The organism is Vibrio sp. 10N.222.52.C12 (genome assembly GCF_041474215.1).
GTDB classification, from domain to species: Bacteria; Pseudomonadota; Gammaproteobacteria; order Enterobacterales; family Vibrionaceae; genus Vibrio; species Vibrio crassostreae_C.
Genome location: NZ_JBFRTR010000036.1, coordinates 43,133 through 66,801, shown reverse-complemented (window position 1 = coordinate 66,801; position 23,669 = coordinate 43,133). Strand labels below are relative to the sequence as shown.

The 23,669-nt window shown below is 44.6% G+C and carries 23 protein-coding genes; 6 read left to right on the top strand and 17 right to left on the bottom strand.

Translation table 11 applies throughout. The annotated features are described in order from the left end of the window. Positions 1–173: 173 nt before the first annotated feature. The 17 genes from nadA to aspS form a co-directional block, all read right to left on the bottom strand. Entirely contained in the window at positions 174–1,235 is a 1,062-nt protein-coding gene (gene nadA, locus AB4623_RS07250; RefSeq protein WP_372146059.1) for a quinolinate synthase NadA, read from the bottom strand. A gap of 209 nt (positions 1,236–1,444) precedes the next feature. After that, positions 1,445–2,227, bottom strand: a complete 783-nt coding sequence (ybgF, locus tag AB4623_RS07245; protein WP_017062068.1) for a tol-pal system protein YbgF — start codon at positions 2,225–2,227, stop codon at positions 1,445–1,447. 33 nt (positions 2,228–2,260) lie between these two features. Beyond that, positions 2,261–2,803: a peptidoglycan-associated lipoprotein Pal gene (gene pal, locus AB4623_RS07240; RefSeq protein ID WP_017062069.1), complete on the bottom strand. Its 543-nt coding sequence runs from the start codon at positions 2,801–2,803 to the stop codon at positions 2,261–2,263. 113 nt (positions 2,804–2,916) lie between these two features. Continuing rightward, entirely contained in the window at positions 2,917–4,269 is a 1,353-nt protein-coding gene (tolB, locus tag AB4623_RS07235; protein ID WP_017062070.1) for a Tol-Pal system beta propeller repeat protein TolB, read from the bottom strand. Positions 4,270–4,281: 12 nt separating this feature from the next. Continuing rightward, entirely contained in the window at positions 4,282–5,349 is a 1,068-nt protein-coding gene (gene tolA / locus AB4623_RS07230) for a cell envelope integrity protein TolA (RefSeq protein WP_017062071.1), read from the bottom strand. Positions 5,350–5,362: 13 nt separating this feature from the next. Continuing rightward, positions 5,363–5,806: a protein TolR gene (gene tolR, locus AB4623_RS07225; RefSeq protein WP_017062072.1), complete on the bottom strand. Its 444-nt coding sequence runs from the start codon at positions 5,804–5,806 to the stop codon at positions 5,363–5,365. 3 nt (positions 5,807–5,809) lie between these two features. Next, positions 5,810–6,493 (bottom strand): protein TolQ, encoded by a 684-nt coding sequence (tolQ, locus tag AB4623_RS07220; RefSeq protein ID WP_017062073.1) that lies wholly within the window; start codon positions 6,491–6,493, stop codon positions 5,810–5,812. After that, positions 6,483–6,920: a tol-pal system-associated acyl-CoA thioesterase gene (ybgC, locus tag AB4623_RS07215; protein WP_017062074.1), complete on the bottom strand. Its 438-nt coding sequence runs from the start codon at positions 6,918–6,920 to the stop codon at positions 6,483–6,485. The genes tolQ and ybgC overlap by 11 nt, the downstream gene beginning before the upstream one ends. Before the next feature lie 172 nt (positions 6,921–7,092). Next, the gene (gene ybgE / locus AB4623_RS07210; protein WP_017062075.1) at positions 7,093–7,395 is read right to left on the bottom strand and encodes a cyd operon protein YbgE; all 303 of its coding nucleotides are present in this window, start codon (positions 7,393–7,395) and stop codon (positions 7,093–7,095) included. Beyond that, positions 7,388–7,495 carry a cytochrome bd-I oxidase subunit CydX gene (gene cydX / locus AB4623_RS07205; RefSeq protein WP_000270284.1) on the bottom strand — a complete coding sequence of 36 codons (108 nt, stop codon included), beginning with the start codon at positions 7,493–7,495 and terminating at the stop codon, positions 7,388–7,390. Before cydX ends, ybgE begins: the two co-directional genes overlap by 8 nt. Before the next feature lie 31 nt (positions 7,496–7,526). After that, complete coding sequence (gene cydB / locus AB4623_RS07200; RefSeq protein WP_372102528.1) at positions 7,527–8,663, bottom strand: cytochrome d ubiquinol oxidase subunit II; 1,137 nt, start codon at positions 8,661–8,663, stop codon at positions 7,527–7,529. Between the two features lie 14 nt (positions 8,664–8,677). Then, positions 8,678–10,264 (bottom strand): cytochrome ubiquinol oxidase subunit I, encoded by a 1,587-nt coding sequence (gene cydA, locus AB4623_RS07195; protein ID WP_061032863.1) that lies wholly within the window; start codon positions 10,262–10,264, stop codon positions 8,678–8,680. 552 nt (positions 10,265–10,816) lie between these two features. Then, a complete protein-coding gene (gene ruvB, locus AB4623_RS07190) occupies positions 10,817–11,833 on the bottom strand; it encodes a Holliday junction branch migration DNA helicase RuvB (protein WP_371724950.1) in 1,017 nt (338 codons plus the stop codon). A gap of 162 nt (positions 11,834–11,995) precedes the next feature. After that, entirely contained in the window at positions 11,996–12,607 is a 612-nt protein-coding gene (gene ruvA / locus AB4623_RS07185) for a Holliday junction branch migration protein RuvA (RefSeq protein WP_008219934.1), read from the bottom strand. A 92-nt stretch (positions 12,608–12,699) separates the two neighbouring features. Further along, the gene (locus AB4623_RS07180) at positions 12,700–14,160 is read right to left on the bottom strand and encodes a methyl-accepting chemotaxis protein (protein ID WP_229647093.1); all 1,461 of its coding nucleotides are present in this window, start codon (positions 14,158–14,160) and stop codon (positions 12,700–12,702) included. Between the two features lie 214 nt (positions 14,161–14,374). Then, positions 14,375–14,896 carry a crossover junction endodeoxyribonuclease RuvC gene (gene ruvC, locus AB4623_RS07175; protein WP_372102524.1) on the bottom strand — a complete coding sequence of 174 codons (522 nt, stop codon included), beginning with the start codon at positions 14,894–14,896 and terminating at the stop codon, positions 14,375–14,377. A gap of 159 nt (positions 14,897–15,055) precedes the next feature. Then, on the bottom strand, positions 15,056–16,828 hold the full coding sequence (gene aspS, locus AB4623_RS07170; protein ID WP_065585130.1) for an aspartate--tRNA ligase: 1,773 nt from the start codon (positions 16,826–16,828) through the stop codon (positions 15,056–15,058). Between the two features lie 314 nt (positions 16,829–17,142). On the opposite strand from aspS, the gene AB4623_RS07165 reads away from it, so the two are divergent. From AB4623_RS07165 to AB4623_RS07140, 6 genes are all read left to right on the top strand, one after another. Then, the gene (locus AB4623_RS07165) at positions 17,143–18,048 is read left to right on the top strand and encodes a DUF72 domain-containing protein (RefSeq protein WP_029235140.1); all 906 of its coding nucleotides are present in this window, start codon (positions 17,143–17,145) and stop codon (positions 18,046–18,048) included. 139 nt (positions 18,049–18,187) lie between these two features. Continuing rightward, complete coding sequence (cmoA, locus tag AB4623_RS07160) at positions 18,188–18,916, top strand: carboxy-S-adenosyl-L-methionine synthase CmoA (protein WP_017062083.1); 729 nt, start codon at positions 18,188–18,190, stop codon at positions 18,914–18,916. Positions 18,917–19,102: 186 nt separating this feature from the next. Beyond that, a complete protein-coding gene (gene cmoB, locus AB4623_RS07155; protein WP_017062084.1) occupies positions 19,103–20,074 on the top strand; it encodes a tRNA 5-methoxyuridine(34)/uridine 5-oxyacetic acid(34) synthase CmoB in 972 nt (323 codons plus the stop codon). A 288-nt stretch (positions 20,075–20,362) separates the two neighbouring features. Continuing rightward, a complete protein-coding gene (locus tag AB4623_RS07150; RefSeq protein ID WP_372146056.1) occupies positions 20,363–21,103 on the top strand; it encodes an ATP-dependent zinc protease in 741 nt (246 codons plus the stop codon). 17 nt (positions 21,104–21,120) lie between these two features. Beyond that, complete coding sequence (locus tag AB4623_RS07145) at positions 21,121–22,626, top strand: inactive transglutaminase family protein (RefSeq protein ID WP_372146054.1); 1,506 nt, start codon at positions 21,121–21,123, stop codon at positions 22,624–22,626. A gap of 3 nt (positions 22,627–22,629) precedes the next feature. Further along, positions 22,630–23,610, top strand: a complete 981-nt coding sequence (locus tag AB4623_RS07140; protein WP_029235462.1) for an alpha-L-glutamate ligase-like protein — start codon at positions 22,630–22,632, stop codon at positions 23,608–23,610. Positions 23,611–23,669: the final 59 nt, after the last annotated feature.

Genomic DNA, 23,669 nt, shown 5'->3' with positions numbered 1-23,669 from the left:
GAGCCTCTAATCTTTTCCTCTTACTTACATGCTAGAAAAAATACGCGATATCAACAAGATGTATCATCAGAAAAAGATACATGACCACAAGATTGATATTGGCGGCCTATACGCAGATACAAAAAAACCAGCACTATTGGCTGGTTTTTTTATTGGTTAGATAAAAGAACGACTTACGCGTTACCTTTTACCTGCACATTTAACTGCTCTGCAAAATCTAGCATGCGGTTCAATGGAATAAGAGACTTCACGCGTAATTCGTCAGAAACGAAGATTTCGTGTTGCTCACCACCATTCTCAAGCGCGTTTTCAATCGCTTCAAGGCCGTTCATTGCCATCCAAGGACAGTGTGCGCAGCTACGACACGTTGCACCAACACCCGCTGTCGGCGCTTCAATCAGCTCTTTTTCAGGAACCAATTGCTGCATCTTGAAGAAGATGCCTTTGTCTGTCGCAACAATCATCTGTGGATTAGGCAGCTCTTTTGCTTTCTTGATCAGTTGGCTTGTTGAGCCTACAGCGTCAGCCAGTTCAACCACGCTTGCTGGTGATTCTGGGTGAACCAAGATAGCCGCTTCTGGGTATACCGATTTCATTTTCTTCAAAGCATCAGCTGAGAACTCATCATGAACGATACACTCACCTTGCCAAAGCAACATGTCAGCGCCAGTTTGATTTGCGATGTAAGAACCTAGGTGACGGTCTGGCCCCCAAATAATGGGTTTGCCTTCAGCGTCTAGGCTTTCAACGATTTCTAAAGCGATGCTCGACGTAACTACCCAGTCTGCACGAGCTTTAACAGCTGCAGAGGTGTTCGCGTATACAACCACAGTGTGGTCAGGGTGAGCATCACAAAATTCTGTAAATTTGTCAGCTGGGCAGCCAAGATCAAGCGAACATTCAGCTTCAAGTGTTGGCATTAAAATGCGTTTTTCAGGAGTAAGAATCTTTGCAGACTCACCCATGAAACGAACACCAGCGATGATCAAAGTGCTTGCTGAGTGACGGTTACCGAACTTAGCCATCTCTAATGAATCGCCAACGAAACCACCAGTTTCTTCTGCCAGAGCCTGAATTTCAGGATCGGTGTAGTAGTGTGCAATTAGAACTGCATCTTTTTCTTGAAGTAGTTTTTTGATGTTTGCGATGTGGGCCTGTTTCTGAGCGTCGCTCAATGGAACTGGCTTAGGCGGAAACGGGTAAACTGTATCGATTTTATCTAGTATATGACTCATTGCTCTTGCTCTACGCAACTTCTTCCGAGAATCCGAGTATTCTACACAGGACAGCGATTGGGATCAAAAAGGATTGGTTGCAAGCGGTGACTAGCTAATGCTTAAAACGCATAAACAAGGCGATGTGTTGTCATCACTAGCAAGAGAAGTAAACACTAAACGGAAGTGAACAGGTATAAAAAAGAGGCGCCTAAGCACCCCTATTTTGGTTATAAGTGGGTTTTGGCCACTTTAGCCGAAGCACTGTTTGGGTGCTCGGTTACGACTTGTTGGTAATATTTCTTAGCTTGCGTCGCGTTGTTGTTGCGCGCTGCTATGTCACCAAGCTTAACCAGTGCATCTGCTCGCTTGTTTGAGTCTTTGTACGACACAACAGCAGCGAAGCTCTTCACGGCTTCTTTATCTTGCTTCTTAGCGAAATAAAGCTGACCTAACCAGTAATGTGAGTTAGGTGTGAAGGTAGAATCTGGGAAGTCTTTTTGAAACTTTTGGAATGCAGCGATAGCACCCGTGTAGTCTCGTTGCTTTAGAATCATATCTACAGCATTTTGATAAGCAGTTTGCTCATCCACATCAGTACTGAACGTACCAGAAGCGTCTTTAGAGCCTTCGCTCGCCGCCACTGCTACCGTTGCTGTTCCTGCTGCTTTCACCTCGCCTCTTACGCGATCCAGTTCAATGAACAGTTCACGCTGACGCTCTAGCATTTGCTTCATATCGTAGCTGTTTCGTTCCAGATCACCACGAAGTTCACTGATCTCCAGTGCCATGTCGTCGATTTGCTGTTGCATTTGAAGCTGAACGAGATTGCGATTTTGAAGCAGGCGCTCTAAACGCTCAATATCTGATTCGTTAGATGCTGATCGAGAGGAAGATGATGAATTGGTTGCGGTGCTATTGAGATCGGATACTGGAGCTGGTGCAGCGAACGCGGTGTTCGCTGCACTTGCCAGTAACGAAAGCAAAATGACTCGCTTTGTGTTACTGAACATGAGGCAATTCCTCAATTATATAGTCTACTAAAATTAGTAAACTAGTACTGCGCGACGGTTTTTAGCGTACACATCTTCAGATTGACCTAGAAGAAGTGGCTTCTCTTCACCGTAGCTTACGATAGAGATTTGGTCAGCTTGAACACCTAGAGCTTGTAGGTATTTCGCTACAGCTTGTGCACGACGCTCGCCAAGTGCGATGTTGTACTCAGGAGTACCGCGCTCATCAGCGTGACCTTCGATAGTAACGTTCATGTCAACGTTCTTAACTAGGTATGCTGCGTGAGCTGCTAGCATTTCTTCGTAATCGCCAGCGATAGTAGAGTTATCGAATGCGAAGTAGATTGTTTGAGTTTCACGTAGCGCTTGCTCTTTAAGCTCTTGCTCAGACAGTTGACCGTTAGCGTCAATTGGCGTTACAACAGTTGTGTCTACATTGCCTTCTGAACCTGAAGTTGTTTGGTTGCTTTCAGTACCAGATGTTGCAGATGTTGCTTCATCAGTTGAGCTACATGCCGTTACTGCCATCACTGGTAGTGCAATCATCAAGCCTTTAAGAACTTTGTTAAGTTGCATCTTTTTTTCCTTACGTTATCAAACTTAGTTTCTACAGCGACTAAGAGTGCTATAGATAGTTAAATGCCACAATAGTTAACACTATCAATAGCTAAAAGAATATGTAATTTTCCCTAGAGGAACGGTGACCATGCAGGCGCTCTTACGCGTCCGTTAGTTGCCGGTAATCTAGCTTTAAAACGTCCATCGATAGAAACCATCGATAGTACATTTGTTTTGTTGTAAATAGAGCTATAGATAACCATACCTCCATTCGGTGCAATACTTGGAGACTCATCTAACAATGTTTTTGTTAGTACCTGAACCGCACCGGTTTCCAAATCTTGCTTAGCCAAGTTAAAACCTGAGTTGCTGCGATTCACCATGATCATGAATCGACCATCAGGAGTGATCTGGCCACCTAAGTTTTGGCTACCTTGCCAAGTAATACGAGAAGTCGAATTATTGGACAAATTTACATTATAAATCTGTGGTTTACCACCACGATCCGATGTGAAAATAAGAGACTTGCCATCTGGGTGCCAGAATGGTTCAGTATTATTCGAACGGCCGCGGGTAATTTGAGTCAGCTTACGGCTAGCAAGGTCAAGTGTGTACACCTGAAGGCTGCCCGTTTTCGACAATACCAATGCCAATGTTTTACCATCTGGCGAGAATCTTGGCGCACCATTGTGACGAGGGTATGACGTCACTTTCTCACGTTCACCCGTGTAAATATTCATGATGAATATTTCAGCTTGGCCATTCTGGAAGCTCACATAAGCTAGCTTTTTGCCGTCTGGTGACCATGCTGGAGACATGAGAGGCTGCTTAGAACGAAGTACTAAACGCTCGTTAAAGCCATCGTAGTCAGCAACACGAAGTTGATACGGGTACTTGTCTTTATCGTTCACTACCACGTAAGAGATACGAGTTAAGAACGCGCCTTTCTCACCAGTTAGCTCTTCATACACTAGGTCTGAGATACGGTGTGCGTACTCTCTCAAGCGATTACCAGGAACCGTAGCCTTCTTATTGAATAGAACGTGATCTTTAGAAAGCACTAATTGGCCTTCATCACTCAGCGCACGACTTTGTCCTTTGGTCAGTTGACCACGAACAATGTCGATCAATTGGTAATTCACCACATACTGCCCTTCGGCATTTTTAGTGATACTACCGGTAAGCAATGAGTCAACACCTAGGTTAGTCCAAGCATCAAAGTTAACCTCAGTTTCGCTGTAAGGCGTTTGAGGCATTTTGCTTGTCGCAACTGGGCTGAATTTACCACTGCGCTGTAAGTCAGAAGCGATAACCGCTGATACATCGTGTGGCAATGGCTCTGAGCCTTCCCAACGGAAAGGTACAATAGCGATAGGTCTTGCAGAGTTAATACCGTCTGTAATAACCAGCTCCAGCGCTGCATGTGCAAACTGGCTGCTTGTAGCTATTAAGAAAACAAAACTCAGTAATAGTTTCTTTAACACAAGTTCGTCCTTTTACTCTGGTGATACAGTTAAGTTAATGTCTTTCAGTGAGTTCACAATGTCTGGGTCTTTAGGCAACGGGTAAGATTGTACTTGTGCCACCGCACGCTTGGTTGCTGCACATAAACGGCTATCGCCATCTAAGATACTCAAACTACCCAATATCGCGTTAGAGCCCGTTGGAATCAGCTTAAGGTTCACTCGACATGAGCGTCCTCGATAGCTGTCTTCTAACAACAGGTTCTGTTGAATCAGTTGGGTATAGATAGCCCCGTAACGTTGCGCTTCATCAGTGATAAATTGTTGTCTTGCTGAAGAGTTTTGAGTCGCTTCCGTTTCAAGCCCAGCAAAGATATCGTTCAATGCGGCTTCTTGTTGTTTACGCTCTTTTTCTGCTTTTGCTGCAGCTTCTTTTGCCTTACGGGCTTTCTCTGCTGCGGCTGCCGCTTCTTTCTCTTTCGCTATGCGTTGCTTTTCCGCGAGTTCAGCGGCTTCTTTCTCTTTACGAGCTTTGTCTGCTGCCTCTTTCGCTGCTTTTTCTTTTGCCACGCGTTCTTGTTCAGCTTTTGCGATTGCCGCTTCTTTGGCTTTACGCTCGTTCTCGGCTTTCACTAACGCAGCTTCTTTTAGCTTACGGTCAGCTTCGGCTTTAGCGGCTTTCTTTTGCTCTTGCTGTAAACGCGCTTCTTCAGCTTTGCGTTGTTTCTCTTTCTCAACTCGACGCTTTTCAGCTTCACGAGTTGCTTTAGCTTCTTTCGCTTGCTGTTCTTTTAGCTTGCGAATATTTTCTTCTTCAGCTTTACGATTCTTTTCAAGTCGTTCGCTTTCACGTCTGAGTTTGTCAAGACGCTCTTGCTCTTTCTTGCTTGCCGCTTCTCTTTGTTGACGAATTTGTTGAGCTTGCTGGCGAACCAACTGAGGATCAATCACCACTGCTTGAACCATCTGCCCTGTAGGCTTTGGCTCTGACATCGTGAAATCCGCCCCCCAAATGAGCGCAACGAATAAAATGACGTGCAGCCCAAGAGAAATAAGAAGCGGTGATCTGAAATTATTGGATTTTTTATTATTCGCTTTCATGAATGCTACGGAGCTATTCCCTTATATCCGTTAAAAGGCCAACCTTTGGCACACCTGCACGGCTTAATTCATCAAGTAATAAAACCACTTCAGCGTATGGCGTTGCGGCATCACCACCAACCGCCACTGGAGAGTTTGGCTTCAGAGACAACTCGGCTTTCACACGGACGATAATATCTTCCATTGATAAGCCACGCTGTACTTCTTCGTCATTAACGCTCAAGCCAAGTTCACCGTCTTTGTTCACTTCAACGATGATGAAACTTGCATTGTCGTCACCCAGTAGGTCTTGTGCCGATTTAGCCGTTGAAGCCTGAGGCAATTCAACGTCAACGCCTTGAGTAACAAACGGCGAAGTCACCATAAAAATGATCAGCAAAACAAGCATGACGTCGATGTAAGGTACAACGTTAATCTCTGCTGTCATTTTGCGTTTTTTAGGTTGGTATCCAGCCATCTATTATTCCCTGCCAGCCATCGCTTGACGGTGAAGAATACTGTGAAACTCTTCAGAGAAAGTCGCGTAGTTGTGTTCTAGCTTGCCTACTCGGCTGCTGAAGCGGTTGTACGCCATTACCGCTGGAATCGCAGCGAATAGACCCATTGCTGTTGCGATCAGTGCTTCTGCAATACCAGGAGCAACCATTGCGAGCGTCGCTTGCTTCACTTCACCTAATGCGATGAATGAGTGCATGATGCCCCAAACCGTACCAAATAGGCCGATGTATGGGCTGATAGAGCCAACGGTCGCCAAGAAAGGTAAGTTAGTTTCTAGTTCATCAACCTCACGAGCAACGGCAACGCGCATCGCACGGCCAGTGCCTTCCATAATGAAGTCAGGTGATGTTGCATTCGATTTACGAAGGCGAGCGAACTCAGTAAAGCCTGCGTAGAAAATTTCTTCAGTACCAGAAAGCTCGTCTTTGCGTTTGTTGCTCTCTTGGTACAGTTTTGCAAGATCAACGCCTGACCAAAATTTGTCTTCAAACACTTCTGTTTGTTTAGAAGCTTGAGATAACACTTTACTTCTTTTTATGATCATCGCCCAAGAAACAACAGACATGCCCATAAGAGTCAGCATGACCATCTTAACTAGTAAACTAGCTTCTAAAATTAGGCCTAAGATTGAGATTTCAGCAGTCACTATTCGTTAGCTCCGTGAGAATAAATGTTGGCATTGCTTTGGGTTTCATTTTTTGATTATCGATACATGCTACCTTAACCATTGCTTTACACAATGCCTTGCCATCAGGATTTACGATCTCTTGACAGAAGACCAAGGTAGCTCGCTTCAACTCGTAAATATTTGTAATGACTTGTAAAGAATCATCAAGACGCGCGCCTTGAATAAAATCAATGTCCATATGTCGGACTACAAAACCGATGTTTTGTTCTAACAATACTTGCTGAGAAACGCCAATTGAGCGCAACATCTCAGTTCGAGCGCGTTCGAAAAACTTAAGATAGTTTGAATGGTATACAACGCCACCCGCATCGGTGTCTTCGTAATACACAGTCACTGGCCACGTAAATAGCTTAGATAATCCCTGCAATTTGCTACCACAATCCAAAACGATAAAGATCTCACTATAACCTAACTCCTTATCATTAATAGTATATCGCTGTGAATTTTTTGATTTAATAGACGAAAAAAAAGGCCATCTGTATAAGATGACCTCTTTTTGGCTAAAAACCCAACAAGTATAAAGGTTCACGTCGTTATGAACCTAAATCTTCTGCCTTTTATAAAAGGCGCAACACCGTTAGGTAGAGCAAAATTGTGAGTGAAACATATGGGCTAAACAGTAGCTGCCACATCCAAGCTCTTGGCTTAAATCCGATACCGTAAACCATGCTTGAGCATACTGCCCAAATAAACATTGGTCCGATGATCGCGTTAAAGCCACCGATGCTTGTCGCATACGCTTCAGGATCCCACATCACTAAACCCACATGCATGAAACCCAATACTAGGGCTAAGGCTCTAAGCAGAGTCTTATCCATTGGTTGATGCAGCTTAGCGATTTGCTCTGCGAGATTACTCACTGTCTTTGTCCATCATTTCTGAATGCTCTAGCCATAGAGCATTGATGATGCCGAATGCACATGCTAGAAGTACACCCAAAATCCATGCGAAATACCACATAAAATTTCTCCTAAGTTATTTAACTTCTAGCTTAGTAAGCTGAAACGTCGTTATCTTCGATGTGTTTCTTATCTAGACGACCGAACATTTTGTAGTATGTCCAAGTTGTGTAGCCAAGAATCACAGGAACCATTACCGCCGCAACGACAGTCATAAGACCAAGCGTTAGCTCACTCGCTGTTGAATCCCACATAGTCAAGCTTTGGTTAGGGTTCAGGCTTGATGGCATTACGAATGGGAACATTGCAAAACCAGCCGTTAGAATAACACCAGCGTTCGATAGGCTTGAGAACAAGAATGCGAAACCACCACGCTCAAAGCGAGATGCAATCACAGCAAGCAGTGGCATTGCTACACCAAGGATCGGCGCAGCCCACATTGCTGGATAAGTTTCGAAGTTTGTCATCCAAGCACCCACTTGAAGTGATACTTCTTTGTTTAGTGGGTTTGAGTCAGCAAACGTATCGATAGTGCTCGTAATTACATAGCCTTCGATAGATTGAACCCAGAAACCACCAATAACGAATAGAGCAATAGCAATTAGGCCAGTGATCTGAGCAACGTTACGAGCACGAGCGTGCAGCGCTTCTGTTGTCTTCATTTGAAGCCATGTTGCACCTTGCATCACGAACAACATCAGAGCCAACACACCACATAGCAATGCAAACGGATTTAGCAGAGCGAAGAATGTGCCGTGGTACTTAGACATCATTAGATCGTTAAGGTCAAATGGAACACCTTGTAGTAGGTTACCAAATGCTACACCGAAGATGATTGGCGGAACTGTGCCACTAAAGCAAAGTGCGTAGTCCCACGTTTTACGCCATTTTGGGTCTTCGATTTTAGAACGGTAATCAAGTGCAAGTGGTCGTAACCAAAGCGCTGCTAACGTCGCGTACATTGCGAAGTAGAAGCCAGAAAACGACGTTGCGTAAACCAGTGGCCAAGCTGCGAACAGTGCACCACCAGCCGTGATCAACCAAACTTGGTTACCATCCCAGTGAGGGGCGATCGTATTCAGCATGATACGACGTTCAGTGTCACTCTTACCGATAACCGGTGAAAGTGCTGCAACACCCATATCAAAGCCATCTGTTACTGCGAAACCTACCAGTAATACACCAATTAGGATCCACCAGATGAGTCGTAAGCTTTCGTAATCAAACATTAATATTCCCTCACTTATACTTCAACTGAACGGCTAACTTTGTCTTCAACAGAGTTATCGTTTTGTTCGAAGTGGTAACGGCCTGTCTTCAAGCTACTTGGACCTTTACGTGCGAATTTCAGCATTAGGTAAACTTCTGCAATCAGGAACACTGTGTACAGTGCCAGGATAGCGAATAGAGAAGTCCATAGCTGTTCAATAGTTAGTGCTGATGCAGCAACGTTAACCGGTAGGATTTCACCAACCGCCCATGGTTGACGACCAAACTCAGCAACGAACCAACCTGCTTCAATCGCAATCCAAGGTAGTGGGATTGAGAATAGTGCTGCTTTAAGTACCCATGGTTTCTGTTCGATCTTCTGACGACACGTTTGAACAAACGCCGCACCGAATACAAACAGCATGATGAAGCCACAAGCAACCATCAGACGGAATGACCAGAATAGAGGCCAAACTGTTGGGATAGAATCATCCGCAGCCATTTGGATTTGATCTTCTGTTGCGTCAACAACGTTGTCTGTGTAGCGCTTAAGAAGTAGACCGTAACCTAGGTCACCTTTCACTTCGTCGAACGCTGCCATGTTTTCTTCAGACTTATCGCCTGCACGTAGTTTTTCTAGAAGTTCGTAAGCGTACATACCAGTACGGATACGATCAACGTGATCATCACGTAGGTCACGCAAGCCCGTTACTTCTTTATCAAGAGAACGCGTCGCAATGATACCCATTACGTAAGGGATCTTAATTGCGTAGTCAGTATCCATTGTTTCTTGGTTAGGAATACCAAAAACAGTAAATGCTGCTGGTGCTTCTTCCGTGTGCCACTCTGCTTCTACCGCAGCGAGCTTCACTTTCTGAACTTCACCAAGCTCGTAACCAGATTCATCACCTAGTACGATTACTGACAAGATCGCCGCCATACCGAAAGATGCTGCAATCGCGAAAGAACGACGAGCAAAGGCAAGGTCACGACCTTTAAGAATGTAGTATGAGCTGATACCAAGGATGAACATCGCACCCGTTGTGTAACCAGACGCTACTGTGTGTACGAATTTAACTTGCGCTACTGGGTTTAGTACAACTTCAGCGAAGCTCACCATTTCCATACGCATGGTTTCAAAGTTAAATTCCGCACCCACTGGGTTTTGCATCCAGCCGTTTGCTACCAAGATCCAAAGCGCAGAGAAGTTAGAGCCTAGTGCTACTAACCAAGTTACCGCTAAGTGTTGACGCTTTGACAGTCTGTCCCAACCGAAGAAGAAAAGGCCAACAAAAGTAGACTCTAGGAAGAATGCAACAAGCGCTTCGATAGCTAGCGGAGCACCAAAGATGTCGCCAACATAGTGAGAATAGTAAGACCAGTTAGTACCAAACTGGAACTCCATGGTTAAGCCTGTCGCTACACCAAGAGCAAAGTTAATACCAAACAATTTACCCCAGAACTTGGTCATGTCCTTGTAAATTTGCTTGCCAGTCATTACATAAACAGACTCCATGATGGCAAGTAGAAATGCCATACCTAAAGTCAGTGGAACAAATAGGAAGTGATACATCGCTGTAAATGCAAACTGCAATCGCGACAGATCAACAACATCAATCATGGTAACTCCTTTGTGTCGGCTGAATGACACTTGTGTGATTATTCACCTCAAAAATCCATGTTAAAACAATTTGTAGAATTGTTATTACAACTTGAAATTTGTAGCAAAAACGTACCGTTATAGTTAGATTATTGTTAAGCATAAGCTAATATAGCTGGCGCTAATATTACTGGTAAAATCAGTATGTTTCAAAAGGTTTATGGGAGAACCCTGCGTTGATTTGTATCAAATTTATTCGTGCAAAATAGGGTTAATTTTGTACAATTATGATTAAAATCACACCAATTCGGCTTGTCTTAATAACACTGCATGATAGCTGTGACAAAACCTCAGCACACCATCAACATTCAAGTCACAACTACCCATAAAGTATTAACAAGAAATATGACAACTTATTTCAATTTTTGTTAGCCAAATCAAACCTGAAATCAAAGTTTTCATTTTTGAACAGCCCTATTTGAGTTTTATAGCGACTCGCGCAAAGAGTTGTTATTCAGTAAAATGCAAAAAACCCCAGTGCTTATGCAACTGGGATCTTTAAAAATGAATAAATTAGCGATTGGAGGGTTTATCTATTCCAAAGTGTAAATACGCTCTGTCAGTGGTGATTCGACCTCTTGGCGTTCTTTGTAGATAACCTTGCTGTATCAAATAAGGCTCTAACACATCTTCAATGGTGTCTCTCTCTTCACCAATCGCGGCTGCCATGTTATCGATACCCACTGGACCGCCACCAAACTTCTCCATAATTGCGAGTAGAAGCTTTCTATCCATGTAGTCGAAACCTTTAGCATCGACATCCAACATGTTAAGCGCTTTATCGGCAACCTCTGGACAGATATGGCCATCCCCTTTCACTTCCGCATAGTCGCGAACGCGGCGCAGTAAACGGTTAGCAATACGAGGTGTACCACGAGCACGACGAGCAACTTCCAATGCGCCTTCAGACTCCATAGATAAACCTAAGCAATCGGCACTACGCTGAACGATGTTTTGCAGGTCTTCAACTTTGTAGTACTCAAGACGCTGAGTAATACCAAAACGGTCACGCAGCGGAGACGTCAGAGAACCAGCACGAGTCGTCGCGCCAATCAAAGTGAAAGGTGGAAGATCTATCTTGATTGAGCGCGCCGCAGGGCCTTCACCAATCATGATGTCCAGTTGGTAATCTTCCATCGCTGGATACAACACCTCTTCAACCACAGGGCTTAAACGGTGGATCTCATCGATGAACAGCACATCATTTTCTTCAAGGTTGGTCAGCAATGCCGCCAAATCACCTGCTTTCTCTAATACAGGCCCTGAAGTGGTACGAATGTTAACGTCCATTTCATTGGCAACGATATTCGCCAAGGTGGTTTTACCCAAGCCAGGAGGACCAAATATCAATAGATGATCGAGCGCCTCGTTACGTAGTTGAGCTGCTTTGATGAAGATTTCCATCTGACCACGAACGTGATCCTGACCTTGATAGTCGGCTAATGCTTTCGGTCTTATCGCGCGGTCAATAACATCTTCATCTTTAAAGACCGGATTATCAGGAGCAATGAGGCGATCAGCTTCAATCATAGAGGGTTCCAATTTAAGAGTGTTAACTCTGTTATCTTTAAGTCTTGCTTAGTCGCTCACCAATAGTGGAGCACATGAATACTAAGCATATTCTAACGAGATAGTACTCGCTATAGATAAACGTGATGCAATACTGAGCTTATATCGCGATTTAGGTTTTAATTAAACCATCGACTTCAAGGCATCACGAATCAGTTGTTCGCTTGTCATGCCTTCTTTAGCCACTTGAGAAACAACCTTAGAAGCTTGAGTGGGCTTGTAGCCTAATGCAAGTAGTGCACTTACCGCTTCTTCTTCAGCGTCATGAACCGTTGGCATAGAGTCAATCGGTGCTGCATCCGTTGCAGGCGTAAACAAGTCTCCTGCGCCCCATCCTTTCAGGCGGTCTTTCATTTCAACAACAAGACGTTCTGCGGTTTTCTTACCGACACCCGGTAGTTTCACTAGTGTAGAAATATCTTCACGTTCAACACTCTGAACAAACTGACTCGCCGTCATACCTGAAAGGATACCAAGGCCAAGCTTAGGACCAACACCATTCGCTTTAATGACTTCACGGAACAGCGCGCGTTCTTTAACTGTGTTGAAGCCGTAAAGCAGTTGTGCATCTTCACGAACAACAAAGTGAGTGTAGATAATTGCCTCTTCGCCAACGTTTGGTAATTCATAAAAACAGCTCATTGGCATTTGAACTTCATAGCCAACGCCACTCACTTCAATTAATAACTCTGGTGGCTGTTTTTCTATTAATGTACCGCGTAGACGTCCGATCACAATTCACTCTCTTGGTGGAATATAATTTGAGGGACAGAATATAAAAGAACTGGATGCTTATCCAGTTCTTTGTGTTTATTCGGGTGATTTATTTACGCTTGTTTGGCTTGTGAAACCACGTTATTTAGGCTTTCGACCAGCTCTTTGACAGAGGTAACATGTCCTGTGAGTTCAGAACCATAATTGGCCACTAACCCTGAAACAGATTTAGTTTCCGCGACACTTTGCGCCACTTCTGAACTCGCGAGATCGAGCTCTTTCAAGGAATTCATCTGCATCGCCATAATGTTGGTCAGCTGATTGACGTCAGTCGAGATAGTTTGAACCTCGGAGATGATGCCGTTCATCTCATTCGCAGTCGTCTCAATAATCGCTCGTCCATGCTCCACTTCGTCTTTACTGCGGTCCAACAGGGTTCGAATTTCTATTGCGGAATGACTGCTTTTCGCCGATAACTCTCTCACTTGGTCGGCAACTACCGCAAATCCTCTTCCCTGTTCTCCTGCGCGAGCCGCTTCTATGGCCGCATTTAATGCCAACAAATTAGTTTGTTCAGCAACCGACGTAATCAGATCCGCGACCTTCATGATCTCTTGGTTGCTTTGAATAATTTGGCTGATTGCACTGGTCGAGGCCTCAAGTGACTCAGAACTTTTTTGAGCTTTGGTGCCAACGGCTTCGCTGCGCTCTTTTAGTTCACCCACAAATGAATTAGATTCCTCGATGCCTTGTGTCATCTGATGCAGTTGTTGGCTCATCTGTTCTGCCGCACTCGCTTGGGATTCACAATTTATGTTCAACACCTCGACTTGACCATGTAAGTCTTGTGACTGTTGTTCTAGATGAACAGAGACACCCTGTAAGCTTTCTGAATTCGAATTGGCTTGGTCTAGCACAACCGATAAGCGCGCTTCACTTTGAGTTGCTTGATTGGCAACCTGCTGGCTTTCTGAAATCGCTTCTTCCGCTATTTCGATTGCGATCTCTTTTTGCTTCGCGGTAAACGCTTGAGCAATGCAAATCACCACCAACGGCATGATCACACCAGACCAGGTTTCAACCACCACCGCTTCAGGAGTAAGTACTAACTGCGGAAATTCAAAGCCATTAAGGTGAGCCGACGTCATCACCAATGAAACCCCGATCACTAACCCACTCCATACCAAGGCGACAATGCGTGTTCCTGACAAGAAAAAAGCGACCACTAACAAAGGCACCCAATAAGCCTGTGTTGACGCCACCACACCACCGCTTTGATAGATAATATTGAGGGCGTGTACCGCCATCCCCACAAAGCCAAAATTGAGAGCAAGACTGGGCTTACTGGTAACACGCAACAGCAGTGCAGAGATCAGTTCGAACACGATAAGGAACACAGATGTGGCGATCAGAAGTTGCTCTTCGTGCTTGGTCCATTTGATTAAGCTGTAGACACCCACAAAGAAGGCGATAAAGGTAAAGAGTAATAAGATATCGGCTTGTCTGACTTCGTTGTTACTCCACCCATTACTTTTGGGTAAAAACAGCGCGCGCCACAGCTTGATAGGGTTCATCAGTGATCATCCTTGATTAACTTGTTAGACCTCCGACCAATGTTAATAACATGTTAAATGATACGCAATGTTATTATCTGGGTTCTGTTCGAAAGATCTCATTTCATCAAGGATTTAGCAGCGTAGTGTTTTGATATGAGCCAAACAGGGCGTGAGGCTCATCGATGGAATAGGTCTAAAGGCTGTATGTTAGGAGCTTACAAGAGAATGAGAATTAACGGTAACGCCCTTTTCTTGCACCCGTTGCTTTACCCGCAAGCGCTATCAAAGTTTTATTGGTGTTGGCGTGAGTGATCGCTACGCCTAGAGCATCGGCAGCATCGGCCTGTGGTTTAGCGGGTAACTTAAGCATGCTCATCACCATGTTCTGAACCATAGACTTGTCCGCACCACCATTACCCGTCACTGCTTGCTTAATTAAACGAGCCGCGTATTCATGAACAGGCAAATCCGCATTTACAGCCGCTACGATCGCGCTGCCCCTAGCTTGCCCAAGCTTAAGCGCTGAGTCTGCATTCTTAGCCATGAAGACCTGCTCTATCGCAAACACATCCGGTTGGAACTGAGTAATAATTTCGCTCACACCTGCATAGATCTGCTTGAGTCGACCCGGCAACTCTTTTTCTGAGGTGCGAATGCAACCACTCCCTAAGTAATATAGGTGGCGGCCATTTTGATGAATAACACCGTAACCGGTAATGCGTGAGCCAGGGTCAATCCCTAAGATAATAGACATAACTTCAAATACTGATTATTTATACATGCTTTATGAGCTTAGTATATCGAACGCAAAAAAAAATGCCCGTCAAATTAACGGGCATTTTATTGTTCTACTACAAAATTTAGCTCTATCGAAAACTCAAAGCTTCAGTAGAAAGTTAGGCTAATCGCTTGATTAGTCTTCTTTCTTCGCTAGTTTAACTGCGATTGCTAGCTCTTCCAGTGATGCTGGGTTCGCTAGGCTTGGCGCGTCTGTTAGTAGACATGCTGCAGCTGTTGTTTTCGGAAATGCGATAACGTCACGGATGTTCTCAGTACCACAAAGCAGCATTGCTAGACGGTCAAGACCGAATGCTAGACCAGCGTGCGGTGGCGTGCCGTACTTAAGCGCTTCAAGTAGGAAGCCGAACTTCTCTTGTTGCTCTTGTGCTTCGATACCTAGGATACCAAATACCGCTGTTTGCATTTCTGCGTTGTGGATACGTACAGAACCGCCGCCTACTTCGTAGCCGTTGATTACCATGTCGTATGCATCAGAATTTGCTGCTGCTGGGTTCGCTTTTAGCTCTTCCGCGTTCACACCTAGTGGTGATGTGAATGGGTGGTGCATTGCGTGTAGGTTACCTTCGCCGTCTTCTTCGAACATTGGGAAGTCAACAACCCACAGTGGAGCCCATGCAGATGTGTCTGTTAGCTCTAGATCCGTACCTAGTTTAAGACGAAGTGCGCCCATTGCTTCAGCAACGATGCCCGCTTTGTCTGCGCCGAACAGAATGATATCGCCAGATTCAGCTTGAGTACGATCTAGAATACCGTTGATTACGTCTTCGCTTAGGAATTTAGCAACTGGAGATTGAATACCTTCCATGCCTGCAGCACGGTCGTTAACCTTCATCCAAGCTAGGCCTTTCGCGCCGTAGATGTTTACGTGTTCAGCGTAGCCGTCGATTTGCTTACGAGTTAGCTTAGCACCACCTGGAACACGGATAACTGCTACGCGACCTTTTTCGTCGTTAGCTGGGCCAGAGAATACCTTGAATTCAACATCTTTAACCAAGTCAGCAACGTCCACTAGCTCTAGTGGGTTACGTAGATCTGGCTTATCAGAACCGAAACGACGAATCGCTTCAGAGAAAGGCATTACTGGGAATTGACCTAGTTCAACATCTAGAAGTTCTTTCCACATATCGTGAACAAGCTTCTCAGTCACGTTACGTACTTCTTGAGAAGTCATGAAAGATGTTTCGATATCGATTTGAGTAAATTCAGGCTGACGGTCAGCACGTAAATCTTCATCACGGAAACATTTAACGATTTGGTAGTAACGGTCAAAACCAGACATCATCAGCAGTTGCTTGAAAAGCTGAGGAGATTGAGGAAGTGCGTAGAAGCTACCTTTGTGAACACGGCTTGGTACTAGGTAGTCACGAGCACCTTCTGGTGTCGCTTTCGTTAGTACTGGCGTTTCGATGTCTAGGAATAAGTTCTCATCTAGGAAACGACGAACGAAGCTAGAAGCACGTGCACGAAGCTTAATACGGTCGCTCATTTCTGGACGACGAAGATCGATGTAACGGTACTTAAGACGCTGCTCTTCAGAGTTCGTTTGGTTGAAGTCTAGTGGAAGCGCTTCTGAACGGTTAATGATCTCTAGACCCGTCGCGTAAAGTTCTACTTCACCAGTAGCCATGTCTTTATTTACTTGGCTGTCCGGACGAACTCGTACTTCACCAGTAAACTTGATACAGAATTCATTACGCAGTTGGTTAGCGATCGGGAAGATATCTTTCATATCTGGATCGACAACAACCTGAACGATGCCTTCACGATCACGCATATCAATAAAGATAAGACCGCCTAAATCACGGCGACGGTTTACCCAGCCGCACAATTCTACAGTTTGTCCCGCCAGGGACTTGTTCAGGTTACCACAGTAATGGGTACGCATAATGAATTTCCCAATCTCTTAATTATTTACTAATTTCCAAGCTGTCAGTGGTCATTCCACACAACAGAGCAAAGGAACATTTATACGCGGAAACTCGCTTAAAATCGACCTTCCACATTCGAATTTATTGTGTTTTATCTGGCTTTGCTGCTTTTTAGCCCATCAAGTGCGCAAAGATTCATCAAAACCGAAAAAATTGCGATAATTATATCTCGAAAGTACCTTAATCAGCAAAACTCTCGTAAAGTAGATTTTCGTTTCAACCCAAAAACTTTTTGTAATGACTGATGGCGTGATGGATAACGGTGTAATAGATGGATAATCGTGTAATAACAACAGAAACTTTACCTCTAAGACTTGGATTAACTATGTGGTCTCATTCTGAGTGGCAAAGTCAGTTCTACGGTAAAGGCACCAAGCCTGCCGAACGCTTGGAAAAATACACCCAAGTTTTCCATACCGTTGAGGGCAACACCACCTTTTACGCTACGCCAAGTATGTCTACCGTTCACAATTGGAAAGCCGCCAGTCACGATGATTTCAAGTTCACCTTCAAATTGCCCAAATTCATCACCCACCAGCAACAACTGAGACACTGCCAAGCCGAACTCAAAGAGTTCTTGATGACGATGTCGCCACTGCATGACCGTATTGGTCAATGGACGATTCAGCTGCCGCACAGTTTTGAGCCCAGCATGCTGCCTGCCCTACAAAAGTTTTGCACCTTATTCCCAAAAGATATGCAGCTTGGCGTCGAAGTTCGACACTTAGGTTTCTTTGATAAGGGCGATGCGGAAAAACGCTTCAACCAATGGCTGGTTGAGGAAGGCATCAATCGCATCATCATGGACAGCCGCCCCGTTTTCTCTGCGCCACCCACCACAGAAGCGGTGATCGATGCGCATCAGAAAAAACCGCGTGTTCCTGTTCATGCAATTGCTACCGCCAATAACCCGATGATTCGATTTATTGGTCACCCAGACCAAGAACCTAATATTGAGTTTTTTAAGCCTTGGTTTGCCAAAATCCCAAACTGGCTTAATGAAGGCAAGCAGCCCTATTTAATGATCCACACCCCAGACAATAACCACGCACCTGAACTTGCGATTGCTATTTATAAGAGGCTACAAAAGCAAGTCTCTGAAAATACATCATTATTACTGCCCGAACTGGCTCAGTTTCCAGCTCAAAAAGGCAATCACCAAATCTCGATGTTTTAACCTCTCACTTGTAAGTAGCTTCGAACCTTGAGCTAAATCTCAGTTTTCGTGACAGTGGCGTTTTTTTTACGTAAAATACGCCCCCTTTTATTTGGTACGAATTTTGTGCCAATTACGCTGACTGTCGAGAGAAAATGCTATGAGCAACACAGACAATATCTTTTCCGCTCCTATTGATAAAATTGGAGACTTCACCTTTGATGCAAGGGTTGCTGAAGTATTTCCGGATATGATTCAACGTTCGGTGCCTGGCTATAGCAATATCATCTCTGCAATCGGCATGCTGGCTGAGCGCTTTGTAAAGCCACACTCAAATATTTACGACCTTGGCTGCTCGCTTGGTGCTGCGACACTTTCTATGCGTCGTCACATTCAGCAAGAAGGCTGCACGATTTTCGCGATCGATAATTCAGAAGCCATGGTTGAGCGCTGCAAATTGCACGTTAATGCTTACCGCAGTGACACACCGGTAGAAGTGATTGAAGCCGACATCCGTGAAGTGGAAATCAAAGACGCTTCTGTTGTGGTGCTTAACTTTACGCTGCAATTTCTTTCTCCAGACGATCGATACGCTCTGCTTGAGAAAATTCATGCTGGCCTGCGCCCAGGCGGGATCTTAATCCTGTCAGAAAAATACGTATTCGAAGATGAAAGCTCAAATGAACTGCTTATCGACCTGCACCATGATTTCAAACGTGCTAACGGGTACAGCGAGCTAGAAGTAAGTCAGAAACGTAGCGCAATTGAAAACGTGATGCGCCCGGATTCGATCCCTGTTCACAGAGAGCGATTTGATAAGATTGGCTTCTCAAGCAGCGAAGTCTGGTTCCAATGTTTCAACTTTGGTTCAATGTTCGCGATAAAGTAAACATTTTAGATTACGTAACCGTCGCGACACCGTTAGCACGTACTAAAATGTCATCCTCAAGAGCGAGGAACAAACGAATTGGGGATCTCTTATCAAACACGATAAACGAGATTCCCTAGCATGTTTGTCCACACTCTTAATGGAGTGACAAATTTAATTTCTACACCACCAACTCAGTGAAAACCTATGTTTAATTTTGCCAATTTTTATCAACTTATTGCCCAAGATACTCGCCTTCAGCCGTGGCTAAATGTCCTGCCACAGCAACTGACCGATTGGCAAAATGCAGAGCACGGTGACTTTGACCGCTGGCTACGTGCACTAAACAAGATTCCACAAGACGTGCCAGATCAAGTTGACCTGAAAAATTCAGTGACGATTGGTAGTTCTACGCCATACCACACAGGCGAACTGAAAAAGCTAGAAAGCTTATTGAAGACTTTCCACCCGTGGAGAAAAGGTCCTTATACGGTTCACGACATCCATATCGATACAGAGTGGCGCAGTGACTGGAAATGGGATCGTGTGCTTCCACATATATCTCCATTAAAAAACCGTTCGGTTCTCGATGTAGGTTGTGGCAATGGTTACCACATGTGGCGCATGCTGGGTGAAGGTGCTCGCTTAACGGTTGGTATCGATCCTTCCCACCTATTCTTGGTTCAGTTTGAAGCAATTCGTAAGTTGATGGGCGATGACCAACGAGCTCACCTATTACCTCTAGGTATTGAGCAGCTCCCAAAGCTAGAAGCCTACGACACGGTATTCAGCATGGGCGTGCTTTACCATCGTCGTTCACCACTGGACCACTTGATTCAACTGAAAGACCAATTGGTGTCTGGCGGTGAACTGGTTCTTGAAACCTTGGTGATTGAAGGCGATGAGAACGCAGTATTAGTTCCGGTTGACCGTTACGCGCAAATGAGAAACGTCTACTTCTTCCCTTCAGCTCGCGCACTGAAACGCTGGCTAGAACAAGTTGGTTTTGAAGACGTACGAATCGTTGACGAAAATGTCACGACAATTGGTGAACAACGCACCACAGAATGGATGACACACAACTCTCTTCCAGATTACCTCGATCCGAACGATCCAAGTAAAACGGTTGAAGGTCACCCAGCACCAAGACGTGCCATTCTTGTGGCGACCAAGCCATAAATGTGATGCCCGAAAGCCATTATTTAGCCGATAACAGAGTAATGGCTTTTTGGTGGCTACAGCGCCACCTTTTGCTTCGCTGTGAGCTTTCACAAAAATGCGCGCAAATTGAACAAAAATTGACTTATGCTTAATAAGTGAGCTATTTAAAATTACAATAATTGGCGTAGCGCTCACATTGCGATTCAATATGACCAGACTCTTACAATAGGATGCTTCACGCATCCTTTTTTGTGGGCTAAACTTCTAAATAGTCTGAACTATTCTCTAATTTCCAAAGGTTTTTTTATGTTTAAGCGATTATCGCCTATTGTGGCGGTTGGTTTGCTCTCTGGTTGTACCCTTACTAACGGTGCTGCCTACCACCAAGAAACTCTCGATGCTATTGCCCGCTCAGAGACAAACATCGCAAATAAGGTTCAAAATCTTGAACTGCAAGTCAGTAATCAAAGTGATTACATTGAAAGCTTAGAAGACGAAATCATCACCCTTTCAAATCAGTTAGATGTTCATCTAACAAGCATGGAACACAAAGTCATTGAAGAGCTAGAGGAAGAAGAACCCGTGGCAGTTGCAGCGGCTCCTATCGCTCCTACCTCACAACCGACTATCCTTGGCGGAATCGAAAAAGTGTCTATCGACTCAATCAAACAAAGCTTTGATGCGCGAGTGGATACCGGCGCAACAACCTCTTCTTTGAATGCCGTCGATATTAAAGAATTCGAACGAAATGGTAAGAACTGGGTTAAGTTCCACCTAGAAGACCAAGGACAAGTGGCAGAAGACCAAAAATGGATTGAAGCGCCTGTTGTACGTTATGTGAAAATCCGCCAATCAACGAATGATCAGACAGAACGTCGAGCTGTGATTGAATTATGGGTTAAAGTTGGAAAAATCCATGAAAAAGCGCAATTTACATTGGCGGATCGCTCTCAAATGAGTCACCCTGTATTACTAGGGCGCGAATTTATCAAAGACATAGCGCTAGTAGATGTAAGTAAAAAGTACGTACAAACGGAAGTTAAATAACAATAGTAGGGTAAGCTATGACGTCAAGAATTCCATTTTATATCTCTATATTCCTGCTTATCGTGGCAGGCATAACACTGAGTATGTTCAGACATACGACCTACGGTGTACCTTGGACTCCAGGGGAAACCAGGCAGGTTTGGGACGTTGAAGCTCGTATTGAGTTCAACGCAGTAGGCAAAGAAGCAAAAGTTTCCTTAGCGGCTCCTCATACTCAGTCTAACTACACACTTATCGGCGAATCGGCTTCATCACCAGGTTACGGTATTTCTTACTTAAATACTGAGTCAGGTCGTCGTGCAGAGTGGTCTATTCGTTACGCAGATGGCCCTCAAACCATCTACTACAAGACACAATTCCTAGTCGACAACCAAGCTAAAGTGAACGACACACCACCAGAAGGTGAAGTGGTTCAACCAAGCTTCGACGGCCCGGAAGAAGCGGCGTCTCTAGCTCTTATTGACAGAGCAACAAAGCGTTCTGCAGACAATCTAACGTTCACTCGTGAGCTCATCAAAACACTTAATGATCCAGACAGTCAAAACTCTGCGCTGATTCTGAACAACATGACCAAAGTGGAAGCGACACACAAGCTACTTTCAGCAGCGAAAATACACAACAAAGTGGTTGGTGTTATCGAGCTAGAAGATGGCCGTCGTCGTCAATCAATTCAGAACATGATTCAGATTTGGGATAACGATGAGTGGATCCTATTCTCTCCTGAATCAAGCGAACAACAAGTCCAACCAAACCTACTCATCTGGGACGAATCAAACGTTTCTCTACTGGATGTTGTTGGCGGTCAGAACAGTAAAGTTCACTTCTCTATGATTGCTCAAGAGGTTTCACCAACGGAAGCAACCAATAGTAAAGTCTCTGCTGATCAACTGTTAAACCTTTCAATTCACAGCCTACCGTTAGAAGAGCAAGCGATGTTTAAAACCATCATGCTGATTCCTATCGGTGCTCTGATTGTTGTGTTCCTACGTGTCATCATCGGCCTGAAAACGTCTGGTACGTTCATGCCAGTACTGATTGCGGTAGCCTTTGTACAAACACAACTGGTAACGGGTATTGTTGGCTTCCTGCTTATTGTAGGTACGGGTCTGATTATTCGAAGTTACTTGTCCAAACTCAACTTGCTCTTGGTAGCCAGGATATCCGCCGTAATCATCACGGTAATCATGATTATCTCTGTGTTTACTGTAGTCGCGTTTAAAGTGGGTCTGACTGAAGGTCTATCTATTACGTTCTTCCCTATGATTATCCTATCTTGGACTATCGAACGTATGTCTATCCTATGGGAAGAAGAAGGCGCGAAAGAAGTAATGCTGCAAGGTGGTGGTTCTCTATTCACTGCGGTTCTTGTTTACTTAGGCATGACTAACCCGTTCATTCAGCACTTAACGTTTAACTTTATTGGTTTACAACTTGTTATTCTAGCGACCATCTTGCTACTAGGTAACTACACAGGATACCGTCTAACCGAGCTTCGTCGCTTTAAACCGCTATCGGAGGACTAAGTTATGTTTGATCAGTTTACTTCACCGTTTAGGTTGAAAGACAAAGGCATAATGGGAATGAACAAGCGTAACCATAGTTATATTGGTCGCTACAATGATCGTTCCAAGTATCCACTCGTTGATGACAAGCTTAAGACGAAGATCATTGCTGAACAGGCTGGTGCTACTGTACCAAAACTGATTGGCGTGATTGGGCATCAAGCTGAAGTAAAAACAATCCACAAGATGGTAAAAGAGTGGCCGGGTTTCGTAATCAAGCCAGCTCAAGGCAGTGGTGGTAAAGGTATCCTTGTTGTGACTTCTCACAAGGACGGCGTTTACACCAAGCCATCGGGTTCGACTATCAATGAAGAAGACGTAGAGCGCCACATCAGTAACGCTCTCGCGGGTCTTTTCTCACTCGGTGGTAAGAACGATGTTGCTGTAGTTGAAAACCTCATCAAGTTTGACGAGTGTTTTGACGGCTTCAGTTACGAGGGTGTACCAGATGTACGAATCATTGTATTCAAGGGCTACCCTGTAATGGCGATGATGCGTCTATCGACTTCGGCTTCTGATGGTAAAGCTAACTTGCACCAAGGTGCTGTGGGCGTAGGTATTTGTATCGCTACGGGTAAAGCCGTTCGTGCGGTTCAATTTGACCACCCAGTGACTCACCACCCTGATACGGGTAAAGAGTTGGCGCTACTACAAGTACCCCATTGGGAAAAGCTGCTGACACTTGCATCAAGTGCTTGGGAAATGACAGGCCTTGGTTACATGGGTACGGACATGGTTTTAGACCAAGAAGAAGGCCCGATGGTACTGGAGCTAAACGCTCGCCCTGGATTAGCAATACAGATTGCAAACGGCGCAGGTTTATTACCTCGCTTGCATCATATTGAAAACCTGGGCACACCGGCTGAATACCCAAAACCAGCAGAGCGCGTTGCCTACGCTGCTAAGCAATTTGGTGTTCACGGTAGCGAAATTGTTCCAAACTAAGCTCATCTAAATTAAAGCGAAACGACTCAGTTATTGATACTGAATCTAGCTCGATAAAA

Bases quoted from the DNA above. Each gene is read 5' to 3' on its own strand.
- cydA (WP_061032863.1), bottom strand. From the start codon at position 10,264: ATGATTGATGTTGTTGATCTGTCGCGATTGCAGTTTGCATTTACAGCG.
- cydX (WP_000270284.1), bottom strand. From the start codon at position 7,495: ATGTGGTATTTCGCATGGATTTTGGGTGTACTTCTAGCATGTGCATTC.
- AB4623_RS07150 (WP_372146056.1), top strand. From the start codon at position 20,363: ATGTTTAAGCGATTATCGCCTATTGTGGCGGTTGGTTTGCTCTCTGGT.
- AB4623_RS07140 (WP_029235462.1), top strand. From the start codon at position 22,630: ATGTTTGATCAGTTTACTTCACCGTTTAGGTTGAAAGACAAAGGCATA.
- tolR (WP_017062072.1), bottom strand. From the start codon at position 5,806: ATGGCTGGATACCAACCTAAAAAACGCAAAATGACAGCAGAGATTAAC.
- cydB (WP_372102528.1), bottom strand. From the start codon at position 8,663: ATGTTTGATTACGAAAGCTTACGACTCATCTGGTGGATCCTAATTGGT.
- nadA (WP_372146059.1), bottom strand. From the start codon at position 1,235: ATGAGTCATATACTAGATAAAATCGATACAGTTTACCCGTTTCCGCCT.
- aspS (WP_065585130.1), bottom strand. From the start codon at position 16,828: ATGCGTACCCATTACTGTGGTAACCTGAACAAGTCCCTGGCGGGACAA.
- pal (WP_017062069.1), bottom strand. From the start codon at position 2,803: ATGCAACTTAACAAAGTTCTTAAAGGCTTGATGATTGCACTACCAGTG.
- AB4623_RS07165 (WP_029235140.1), top strand. From the start codon at position 17,143: ATGGATAATCGTGTAATAACAACAGAAACTTTACCTCTAAGACTTGGA.
- AB4623_RS07180 (WP_229647093.1), bottom strand. From the start codon at position 14,160: ATGAACCCTATCAAGCTGTGGCGCGCGCTGTTTTTACCCAAAAGTAAT.
- ruvC (WP_372102524.1), bottom strand. From the start codon at position 14,896: ATGTCTATTATCTTAGGGATTGACCCTGGCTCACGCATTACCGGTTAC.
- ruvB (WP_371724950.1), bottom strand. From the start codon at position 11,833: ATGATTGAAGCTGATCGCCTCATTGCTCCTGATAATCCGGTCTTTAAA.
- tolA (WP_017062071.1), bottom strand. From the start codon at position 5,349: ATGAAAGCGAATAATAAAAAATCCAATAATTTCAGATCACCGCTTCTT.
- AB4623_RS07145 (WP_372146054.1), top strand. From the start codon at position 21,121: ATGACGTCAAGAATTCCATTTTATATCTCTATATTCCTGCTTATCGTG.
- ybgF (WP_017062068.1), bottom strand. From the start codon at position 2,227: ATGTTCAGTAACACAAAGCGAGTCATTTTGCTTTCGTTACTGGCAAGT.
- cmoA (WP_017062083.1), top strand. From the start codon at position 18,188: ATGAGCAACACAGACAATATCTTTTCCGCTCCTATTGATAAAATTGGA.
- cmoB (WP_017062084.1), top strand. From the start codon at position 19,103: ATGTTTAATTTTGCCAATTTTTATCAACTTATTGCCCAAGATACTCGC.